The following is a 9784-nucleotide window of genomic DNA, read 5'->3' as shown; positions in this document are numbered from 1 at the left end:
CATGCAGATCGGTCTTGTGGGTCTCGGCAAGATGGGCGGCAACATGCGCGAGCGCCTGCGCAACGCCGGCCACACGGTCGTCGGATACGACACCGATCCGGAGAAGGCCGACGTGGGCAGCCTCGTCGACCTCGTCGAGCAGCTGGAGCGGCCGCGCGCGGTGTGGGTGATGGTGCCGGCCGGCGCCGCGACCCAGGGCGTCATCGACCAGCTGGCGACCCTGCTCAGGCACGGCGACACCGTCATCGACGGCGGCAACTCCCGCTGGACGGACGACGAGAAGCACGCCGAGGAGCTGGCCAAGCACGGCATCAACTTCGTCGACGCCGGTGTCTCGGGCGGCGTGTGGGGCCTGAAGAACGGCTACGCGCTGATGGTCGGCGGCGAGAAGGAGACCGTCGACGACCTCAAGCCCATCTTCGACGCGCTCAAGCCCGAGGGCCCCTACGGCTACGTCCACGCGGGCAAGGTCGGCGCCGGGCACTTCTCCAAGATGGTCCACAACGGCATCGAGTACGCCATGATGCAGGCCTACGCCGAGGGCTGGGAGCTGCTGGAGAAGGTCGACTCCGTGGACAACGTCCGCGAGGTCTTCCGCTCCTGGCAGGAGGGCACCGTCATCCGCTCCTGGCTCCTCGACCTGGCCGTCAACGCCCTTGACGAGGACCACCACCTGGACAACCTGCGCGGCTATGCGGAGGACTCGGGCGAGGGCCGCTGGACCGTCGAGGCGGCCATCGACAACGCGGTGCCGCTGCCCGCGATCACCGCTTCGCTCTTCGCACGGTTCGCGTCCCGGCAGGACGACTCGCCGCAGATGAAGATGATCGCCGCGCTGCGCAACCAGTTCGGCGGCCACGCGGTGGAGGCGGCCAAGAAGTAGGCGCTCTCCGGTCGCCCACCGGGGCGATCCGGAAAGCGCGTTGACGTGATCGGCCGGTTCGGGTCAGAGTCCATCCCTGATGGAGATCAACGACCTGACACCGGCCGAGACGCGCGTCTGGCGGGCGTTCGCCACCGGCTCCCTCGTGGACTTCCGCGCGGCCGACGACGAGGACCCCTCCGACGGCGACACCTGGGGCTTCGAGCGCACCGTCCGCGCCCACGTGTTGAGGGCGCTGCTGCTGGACGGCCCACGCGCGGAGGGCGAGGTGCCCGCGCTCAATCTGGCGGGCGTGCGCGTCACCGGTGTCCTGGAACTCCAGTACGCGACGGTCGACCACCCCGTGCGGCTGCGACACTGCCACTTCGAGGACGTGCCGCGCCTGTACGGTGCGCGGTTGCGCGAGGTGAACCTGAGCGAGTCCGTGCTGCCCGGTTTGGTCTCGCACGCCGTCCGGGTGGAGGGTGTGCTGCGGCTGACCCGCGCCCGGTTCGGAGGGATGGTGCGGCTCGGGGGCGCGGAGGTCACCGGGAGCCTGTATCTCGAGAGCACGCGGATCCACGCGCCGGACACCGAGGGGTCGGTGCTCCAGCTCAACCAGGCGGTGCTCGGCGCCGACCTGTGGGCACCGGGCCTCGAGGCGCGGGGCGAGATGCGGCTCGACGGCGCCCGGGTGGCCGGGACGGTCAACCTCACCGACGCGGTGCTCGACCGGCCGGGTGGCACCGCGCTGAAGGCCGAGACACTGGCGGCCGAGTCCGACGTGCTCATGCGGAACGCCGAGGTGCGGGGCCGGCTGGAGCTGCGCGGCGCGCGCATACCCGGCCGGCTGGACCTGTCGCACGCTCGCCTGGCCAACCCGGGCGGGACCGCGCTGCGGGCCAGCAGCTGCGTGATCGGCGAACTGTGGCTGCGCCAGTGCCCGAGGGCGGAGGGTGCCCTCAATCTGCGCCGCTCCCAGGTGGACGTCCTGTTCCTCGAACCGGAGGCCGTACCGGCCTGGGTCCAGCTCAACGACCTCACCTACACATCGCTCATCCCGCACGAGCCCGCCGAACGGCGGCTGCCGATGCTGGAGAAGGGCGACAGCTATCTGCCCTTCATCTACGAGCAGCTGACCGCCTCCTACCGCAGGATCGGCGACGACGACGCGGCCCGCAGGGTACAGCTCGCCAAGCAGCGCCGGCACCGGCGCACCCTGCCCTGGTACGGCAGGCTGTGGGGACACCTCCAGGACGTCACAGTCGGCTACGGCTTCCGTCCGCTGCGGGCGGGCGGCTGGCTGCTGTCGCTGCTCGCGGTCGGCTCGGTGGCGTACGGGCTCCACCACCCGCCGCCGCTCAAGCCCACCGAGTCCCCCGACTTCGACCCCGTCTTCTACACCCTGGACCTGCTGCTGCCGGTGATCTCCTTCGGGCAGGAGAGCGCCTTCGCCCCCGAGGGGGGCTACCAGACGCTGGCGTACGTCCTCATCATCACGGGGTGGATCCTGGCCACGACGGTGATCACGGGTCTGACCCGCACCGTCAGCCGCCAGTGAACCCGCGCGCCGCGTGCTGCGCCGCCAGCCGGACGCGGGCGTTCGCCGCGCCGTAGCCCCGGTAGCCGCCGTCCCGCTGGACGAGTTCGAAGAAGAGCCGGCCGACGGTGTGCGTGTAGCGGCGCCGGAAGGCGCCGTGCGCGTCGCGGTCGCAGAGGATGCCCAGCTCCCGGTACGTCTCCAGCGCCCCGCCGGCGAACTCGGATGTTCTCCGCCCGGGTCCGCCCGTCCGGCGTGGCGATCGGCACGCAGACCGGCTTCGCGGTGGCCGGGTCCGCGGTGACGTTCGCGGCGCGGATCGCCGGTCCGGACGGTGCCGACTGGTGCGCGGTGGCACTGTTCACGGCGGCGCTGTGCGTACCGCCGGTGGTCGCCGCGCTGTCGGCCCGGGAGACCCACCGGGTGCCGACGGAGGAACTCGGTGGGCGGGTCCCGGCTCAGAGCGCGCGGCCGGAGACGGTGACGGCCTGAGCCGGTGGCCGCCGGCCCGCCGCCCGGGATGCGGCCGCCGGCGGCTTCACGCGGGCACGACGGCGGCGTCCAGCAGCGGCCCCAGTTCGCGGGCGACGGTCGTCAGTGCCCGTACGTCCCGCTCGGCGCGGGCGATGACCACCGCCCCCTCCAGGGCGCTGATCATCAGCGTGGCGAGCGGCTCGGACCTGGCCGCGGGCACGCCCATGCCGGTCAGCGCGTCGGCGACGGGCCGGGTCCAGGCGGCGAAGGCGTCGGCGGCCGCCTCGCGGGTGGCGTCGCTGCTCCCGGCGCAGTCCACCGTCGCCGCCGCGACCGGGCACCCGGCGGCGAAGCCGGCGGTCTCGTACTCGTCGGTCCACTGGCCCACCATCGCCGCGAACAGCCCACTCGGCGTCGGCCGCTCCATCGCCGCCAGGAACCGGTCGACCCGCTTGGCCGCGTACCGTCCCGCCCACCGCAGGGCCTCGCCGACCAGTTGTTCCTTGCCGCCGGGGAAGTAGTGCTGGAGCGAACCCCGGGGCGCCCCGGCGTGCGCGGCGACGTCGCGCATCCCGGTCGCCCCCACGCCGTCGCGGCGGATCAGCTGGGCGGCGCTGAAGACCATCCGCTCCCTCGGTCCCCGCTCGGGCCTCGCCATCGCCGGCCTCCCTGCACCCTCGCGCACCGTCCACCGCGCCCGCGGCGGCGCGACCACTCTATGACCGCCGTCATAAACGGGGCTACTATGACGAGTGTCATAGCCCGAGGGTCCGCCGAGTGGCGTGCCCGTGGCGGACGGACGGGTGGTGCGTCATGCGGGTCGGTTTCATCGGTCTCGGCGTCATGGGTCAGCCGATGGCGCTGCGCCTGGCGGACGCCGGGACACCGCTCGTGGTGTTCAACCGCACGGCCGCGCGGGCCGAGCCCCTGCGCGCGGCCGGTGCCGAGGTGGCGGCCGGTCCCGCCGAGGTCTTCGAACGGGCCGGCACGGTGCTCCTCATGCTCGCCGACGAGGCGGCGACGGACGCGGTGCTGGCACGCGGGACGCCGGGGTTCGCGTCCCGTATCACCGGGCGCACGGTCGTCCACATGGGCACCACGTCACCGCAGTACTCACGCCGTCTGGAGGCCGACGTCCGCGCGGCGGGCGGACGCTACGTCGAGGCACCCGTCTCCGGCTCCCGCGTACCGGCGGAGAACGGCCGGCTGGTGGCGATGCTGGCCGGTGAGGAGAGCGCGGTGGCCGAGGCGGCGCCGCTCCTCGCTCCCCTGTGCCACGAGTCGTTCGTGTGCGGCCCGGTGCCGGACGCGCTGCTGACGAAACTGTCGGTGAACCTGTTCCTGATCACTCAGGTGACCGGCCTGGTCGAAGCCTTCCACTTCGCCGAACGCCAGGGTCTGGACCGCGCCCGCTTCCTCGACGTGCTCGAAGCCGGACCCATGGCCAGCGCCGTCTCCCGCATGAAGGCGCCGAAGCTGCTGGCGGGCGACTTCAGCGTGCAGGCCGCGGCCCTGGACGTACTGAAGAACAACCGGCTGATCGCCGAGGCCGCCCGCGGGGCGGGCCTCGCCTCTCCCCTCCTCGACGCCGCCCACGCCCTGTTCGAGGAGACGGTGGCCCTCGGGCACGGCGGCGAGGACATGGTGGCGGTGCTGCGCGCGATCGAGGCACGTACCGGCGCGCGCGGCGGGTCCTGAGGTCTATAGGCGCCCCCGCGGGGTATGCCGGACGGCACCTCGGTGAACGACAGGGAGGCGATGGGCATGGCAGCGCTGCGGCAGGAGACCGACGCGGACGCGGCAGGACTGGACGCGAAGGCGCTGGACCGGCTCGACCGGCACTTCGCCGGGCAGGTCGCCGAGGGGCGGCTGCCCGGGTTCCTGGTGGCCGTCGCCCGCGGCGGACGCGTCGCCCACCTGACCGTGCACGGCCTGCGGGACGTCGCGGCCGGACTGCCCGTGACGGCCGGCACGCTGTGGCGGATCTACTCCATGACCAAACCGGTCACGGCGGTGGCCGTGCTGATGCTGGTGGAGGAGGGACGGCTGTCGCTCGACGACCCGGTGGAGCGGTACCTCCCGGCGTTCGCCGAGCCCCGGGTGTACGTGGAGGGGCCCGCGGACGACGCGGTCACCCGGCCGGCCGCCGGCCCGGTCCTCGTCCGGCACCTGACGACCCACACCGCCGGACTGACCTTCGGCTTCTACCACGCCCACCCGGTCGACGCGCTGTACCGGGCGGCCGGCCTGGAGTCGTCGGTGCGGCCGGGCGCGGACCTGGCCGAGACCGTCGACCTGTACGCCTCTCTGCCGCTCCAGTTCGAGCCGGGCACCCAGTGGAACTACTCGGTGGCCAGCAATGTGCTCGGGCGGCTCGTGGAGGTGGTGTCCGGGCAGCCCCTCGACGCGTTCTGCGCCGAACGGATCTTCGGCCCGCTCGGCATGACGGACACCGGCTTCCAGGTGAGCGACGAGCGGGCGGACCGGCTGGCCGAGCTGTACGGCGAGACGGACGACGGCGGCATCGAGCCGGTCCCCGGACTGCCGCTGCGGGGCGGCCGGCCGCGGTTCCTGTCGGGCAGCGGCGGCCTGGTCTCCTCTGCGTACGACGTGCACCGCTTCGCGGAACTCCTGCGGCGCCGGGGCGAACTCGACGGTGCCCGCCTGCTCGCCCCCGCGACGGTGGACCTGATGACCCGCAACCACCTGCCCGGCGACGCCGACCTGCGTGCCTTCGGCAGCCGCCCGGCGCACGACCGGCCCGGCAACGACGGTGTGGGCTTCGGCCTCGGGGTCTCCGTGGTGATCGACCCGGGCCGCACCCAGGCACCCTCCGGGCTCGGCACGTACGGCTGGAGCGGGGTGGCGACGACCACCTTCTGGGTCGACCCGGAGCACGACCTGACGGTGCAGTTCATGACGCAGGTGCGGCCGAGGTCCTCGCACTCGGTCTACCCGGACCTCAAGCGGCTGGTGGCGGCCGCCGTGGTGGACTGACCCGCCTTTCGGCTCAGGACGACAGGTGTGCCACCGCGTCGAGGTGGGGCAGGTGGTGGTCGAGCCGTTCCCGCTTGGTGCGCAGGTAGGTGATGTTGCTCTCGCACGGCGGTATCAGCAGCGGCACCTGCTCGGTGACCTCGATGCCGTGCCGCACCAACGCCTCCCGCTTGCGCGGGTTGTTGGACATCAGGCGCACCGAACGCACCCCGAGGTCGGCCAGGATGCGGGCGGCCGCGCCGTAGTCGCGGGCGTCCACCGGCAGGCCGAGCGCGAGGTTCGCCTCCACGGTGTCCAGGCCCTCCGCCTGCAACGCCATCGCACGCAGCTTCGCGAGCAGCCCGATGCCGCGCCCCTCGTGCCCGCGCAGATAGACGACGACACCACTTCCGGCGGCGGCCACCTCCCGCAGCGCCGAGGCGAGTTGGGCGCCGCACTCGCAGTGCCGGGAGCCGAAGGCGTCGCCCGTCAGGCACTCGGAGTGCAGCCGGGTGAGCACGCCGTCGGTGCCCGGATCGCCGTGGACGAGGGCGACCTGCTCGTCACCGCGCTCGTGGTCGACATACCCGTACGCCCGGAATTCCCCGTACACGGTGGGCAACGGTGTCACCACGACGCGCTCCACGTCCGTGCGCTGCGCCGCCTTTTTGCCGAGTACACCAATTTTTTCGGTCATGATTCTCGCGTTCCTCAACAGATGCTCTAATGGCTCAACAGTTTCCCGACCGAGACGAAAGGCCGTGCGGAAATGGATGTCTCACTGGTGCCGGCGGACACGACCGAGGACGTGCGCGGGCGGGGCGCCGGAGCGCCGCGCCAGGTCGCGGTGCTGCCGGTGGGCAGTTACGAGCAGCACGGGCCGTACCTGCCGCTGGCGACCGACACGCTCGTCGCCTGCGCCATCACCCGCGGCATCGCCGCCGCCTACCCGGTGCACCCGCTGCCGCCGGTGACGATCGGCTGCTCGCACGAGCACGCGGACTGGCCGGGCACCGTCAGCGTCTCCGCGGTGACCCTGCACGCGGTGGTGCGGGACACAGCGGACTCCCTGCGCCGCTCGGGCGTCGACGCCCTGGTCGTGGTGAACGGCCACGGCGGCAACTACGTCCTGGGCAACGTCGTCCAGGAGGCCTCCGCGCGCGGCGAGCGGATGGCGCTGTTCCCGGCCGCGGAGGACTGGGAGACGGCCCGGGAGCGGGCCGGGGTGGCCACCTCGCTGCTCACCGACATGCACGCGGGGGAAATAGAGACCTCCGTTCTTCTGCACACGCATCCCGAATTGGTCCGGCCCGGTTACGAGACGGCCGATTTCGTCGCGGACGACCGGCGTCATCTACTCTCCCTCGGTATGTCCGCCTATACCGATTCCGGTGTCATCGGACGCCCGTCGCTCGGTTCGGCGGAAAAGGGGAAGGAACTGCTGGCGAGCCTCGCGGATTCCTTCGGGGCGTATTTCTCGGTCCTGACGGCGGCGGACGTGCCCCGGCAGGGGGGGCGAACGCGGGTAGTGCCCGTTGGGGTCGCCCTCGGCCGGCGCCGGCCCCGCGCGCATCCCGCCGTACCGCCGTACGACGAGGACGACGGCGCCGGGCAGGCTCGCCACGAGGCTGAGCACCCCGTACACCGCCGCCACGCCCAGTCCGGTGCCGGCACCGAGCCCGGCCGCACCGAACGCCCAGGCGGTGACGCCCTCCCGGGGGCCCCAGCCGCCGACGTTGAGCGGCAGCGTCATGGCGAGCAGCGCGAGCACGGCCAGCGGCGTCAGTGCGGCGACGGGGGCACCGCTGCCGGCGACGCGGGCGGCGAGGACGAACATCGCGAGGTACCCGGCCAGGACGACGGCCGACGACACCGCGACCCACGGCAGGTTCCGCCGGGACAGCAGCGCTGCACGCGCCTCGGCGAGCAGCGCCCGCAGCGCCCGCCGCCACCCGTGGGAGGGCGCCCGGTTCACGCGCAGGGCGAGGACGACGGCGAGCGCCCCGGCCAGCGCCAACCCCACCAGCGGCGCGAACCGCCGGGCCCCGGCCAGCACCGGGGACGGCATGGTGAGCAGCACGACGACCGCGACGAGAGTCAACGCCACCTGACCGGCGGCGCGTTCGAGGACGACGGACCGCACTCCACGCCCCAGGTCACCGGCGCTCCGCCCGTACCGCACCGCGCGGTGCACGTCGCCGAGGACGCCGCCGGGGAGGGCGGCGTTGAGGAAGAGCGCGCGGTAGTAGTCGGCGACGGCCGGTCCGAGCGGCAGCCGGATGCGCAGCCCCCGGGCCACCAGGGCCCAGCGCCAGGCGCTGAACACGGTGGTGACGAGCCCGATGCCGAGCGCCGCCAGCAGCGTGGGCCCGTCGATCCCTCGCAGCCCGCCCAGGAGGGGGCCGGTCCCCGTCCGCCACAGGAGCACGCCGAGGATCAGGAGTCCGGCGAGAGTGCCCAGTCGGGTGCGCAGGGGGGCCCGGCGGCGGGGCGGTGCGCCGTCGGTGATGGTGGTGGGGGTGCTGGTGGGGGTGGTGGGGGTCGTGGGGGTCGTGGGGGTGCTGGTGGGGGTGGTCAAGGGGTTCCGGCGCGTCGGCACCGCCGCCGCGCTCACGCCGTACCGCCCGTCGGCCGGCACAGCGCCAGCAGGTCGGTGTGGTGGACGACGACGCGCAACTCCCCCGCGGCACAGGCGGCGAGACGCTCCCCCAGGTACCGGCGGGCCGGCTCGCCCAGCTCCGGCCGCTGCTCCACGGCCGCGCCGACCCAGCCGCGCAGCCACTGCTCGGCGAGCGCTGCCTCGTCCGCGCCCAGCCGCCAGTCACTGGGGTGCGTCCGTACGGTGGCGCCGTGCGCGGCGAAGGTCTCCGCGGCGCAGGTCACCGCGTCCGGGCCGAGCATGCCGGTGCGCCGCTGGTGGTCGTTGAACGCCTCGGTGATCTCGGCGTCCAAGGGGTGGGCCGGGGTGAGTTCGACCCGCCCCGCGACGGAGAGCGTCAGCAAAGCCGGGCAGCCCGCCGCGGCACAGGCGGCGGCCAGGATGCCCACCTCCTCGGCAGTGAGCACGTCCAGCAACGCGGACGCCGTGACCAGCCCGGCACCGGCCAGCGCGTCCGGCGTGAGCCGGGCGAGGTCGCCGCGCCGGGTCTCGACGGTGACGCGGCATCCGTCCGCCGCCGAACGCGGTGCGCCGACGGCGGCGAAGTGCAGGAGGTAGGGGTCGCGGTCGTGCAGCACCCAGTGCTGGGCGCCGTCGAGCAGCGGGGCGAGCCAGCGCCCCATCGAGCCGGTGCCGCAGCCCACGTCGTGCACGACCAGCCCGTCCGCCCGGCTGGGCAGGTTGGCGAGGCGGATGCGGAGCGGGTCGAGCAGGTCGTGCGCCCGAGCGGCGGCGTCGGCGGGCTCACGGAGCCGCAGCCACTCGGGCGCGTAGCGCGGCGGGTCGTCGGTGTGGCCGGGGGTGGTGGGGGTGGTGGGTTCGGTGGGGGTGGCGGGGGCTCCGGGGACGCGGTCGCGGCGGAGGCGGAGGGTGCCTCGCTCGGTGGCGGGCGGGGCGGGGCCGTCGGTGAGGCGCCGTCCGGTGGCCGACGGGGCGGGGCCGTCGGTGGGCTGCCCTCCCGTGGCCGACGGGGCGGCGGGAGCGGTGGGGGCGGTGGGGCTGTGGGCGAGTGTTCCGGCCCGGTCGGTGCCACTGCCGTCCGTCAGCCCCTCGCCCTGCCGTTCCTCGCTTCGGCCGGGACCGTCCTCGCTCCGCGTGTCCACCGGCGCCGCGTGCTCGCTCGACCGTCGGACGGCCCAGGCGGTGGGCCAGCCGGTGGAGGCGGTGGGGACGGCGGACGTGGTGGGCTCGGCGGGCCCGGCGGCTCCGGTGAGCCCGGCAGGCCCGGCGTCGCTGGTGAGCCCGACAGGCATGGCGTCGCTGGTGAGCCCGG

The 9784-nt window shown here is 74.0% G+C and carries 7 protein-coding genes and 4 pseudogenes; 6 read left to right on the top strand and 5 right to left on the bottom strand.

The window, feature by feature from the left end; genetic code table 11:
• Position 1: 1 nt before the first annotated feature.
• Both gnd and M6G08_RS20645 read left to right on the top strand, forming a co-directional pair.
• Complete coding sequence (gnd, locus tag M6G08_RS20650; protein ID WP_073730672.1) at positions 2 to 883, top strand: phosphogluconate dehydrogenase (NAD(+)-dependent, decarboxylating); 882 nt, start codon at positions 2 to 4, stop codon at positions 881 to 883.
• A gap of 79 nt (positions 884 to 962) precedes the next feature.
• Positions 963 to 2423 carry a membrane-associated oxidoreductase gene (locus M6G08_RS20645; RefSeq protein WP_272588635.1) on the top strand — a complete coding sequence of 487 codons (1461 nt, stop codon included), beginning with the start codon at positions 963 to 965 and terminating at the stop codon, positions 2421 to 2423.
• Here M6G08_RS20645 and M6G08_RS20640 read toward each other — a convergent pair.
• A pseudogene (locus M6G08_RS20640) lies at positions 2410 to 2625 on the bottom strand (sugar phosphate isomerase/epimerase and 4-hydroxyphenylpyruvate domain-containing protein); the annotation flags it as partial. The gene M6G08_RS20645 and the pseudogene M6G08_RS20640 overlap by 14 nt on opposite strands.
• 2 nt (positions 2626 to 2627) lie before the next feature.
• On the opposite strand from M6G08_RS20640, the pseudogene M6G08_RS20635 reads away from it, so the two are divergent.
• Positions 2628 to 2894 (top strand): annotated as a pseudogene (locus tag M6G08_RS20635) (MFS transporter); the annotation flags it as partial.
• 46 nt (positions 2895 to 2940) lie between these two features.
• Here M6G08_RS20635 and M6G08_RS20630 read toward each other — a convergent pair.
• Complete coding sequence (locus tag M6G08_RS20630; protein ID WP_272588634.1) at positions 2941 to 3534, bottom strand: TetR/AcrR family transcriptional regulator; 594 nt, start codon at positions 3532 to 3534, stop codon at positions 2941 to 2943.
• A gap of 155 nt (positions 3535 to 3689) precedes the next feature.
• Here M6G08_RS20630 and M6G08_RS20625 point away from each other — a divergent pair, with 155 nt between their 5' ends.
• Both M6G08_RS20625 and M6G08_RS20620 read left to right on the top strand, forming a co-directional pair.
• On the top strand, positions 3690 to 4574 hold the full coding sequence (locus M6G08_RS20625) for an NAD(P)-dependent oxidoreductase (protein WP_272588633.1): 885 nt from the start codon (positions 3690 to 3692) through the stop codon (positions 4572 to 4574).
• A gap of 66 nt (positions 4575 to 4640) precedes the next feature.
• Positions 4641 to 5873, top strand: coding sequence for a serine hydrolase domain-containing protein (locus M6G08_RS20620; protein WP_272588632.1), 1233 nt, complete (start codon positions 4641 to 4643; stop codon positions 5871 to 5873).
• Positions 5874 to 5886: 13 nt separating this feature from the next.
• Here the strand turns inward: M6G08_RS20620 and ribA are convergent, their stop codons facing one another.
• On the bottom strand, positions 5887 to 6549 hold the full coding sequence (gene ribA, locus M6G08_RS20615; protein WP_272588631.1) for a GTP cyclohydrolase II: 663 nt from the start codon (positions 6547 to 6549) through the stop codon (positions 5887 to 5889).
• Positions 6550 to 6621: 72 nt separating this feature from the next.
• Between ribA and M6G08_RS36025 the strand changes: the two are divergent.
• Positions 6622 to 7344 (top strand): annotated as a pseudogene (locus tag M6G08_RS36025) (creatininase family protein); the annotation flags it as partial.
• On the opposite strand, the pseudogene M6G08_RS20605 reads toward M6G08_RS36025, so the two are convergent.
• Positions 7230 to 8361: pseudogene (locus tag M6G08_RS20605) on the bottom strand (lysylphosphatidylglycerol synthase transmembrane domain-containing protein). The pseudogenes M6G08_RS36025 and M6G08_RS20605 overlap by 115 nt on opposite strands.
• 101 nt (positions 8362 to 8462) lie before the next feature.
• Positions 8463 to 9557 (bottom strand): class I SAM-dependent methyltransferase, encoded by a 1095-nt coding sequence (locus M6G08_RS20600; RefSeq protein ID WP_272591389.1) that lies wholly within the window; start codon positions 9555 to 9557, stop codon positions 8463 to 8465.
• Positions 9558 to 9784 lie beyond the last annotated feature (227 nt).

Source organism: Streptomyces sp. M92, from assembly GCF_028473745.1.
Taxonomy (GTDB): Bacteria; Actinomycetota; Actinomycetes; order Streptomycetales; family Streptomycetaceae; genus Streptomyces.
The sequence above is the reverse complement of the archived record's forward strand: the minus strand, read 5'-3'. Positions and strand labels throughout refer to the sequence as shown.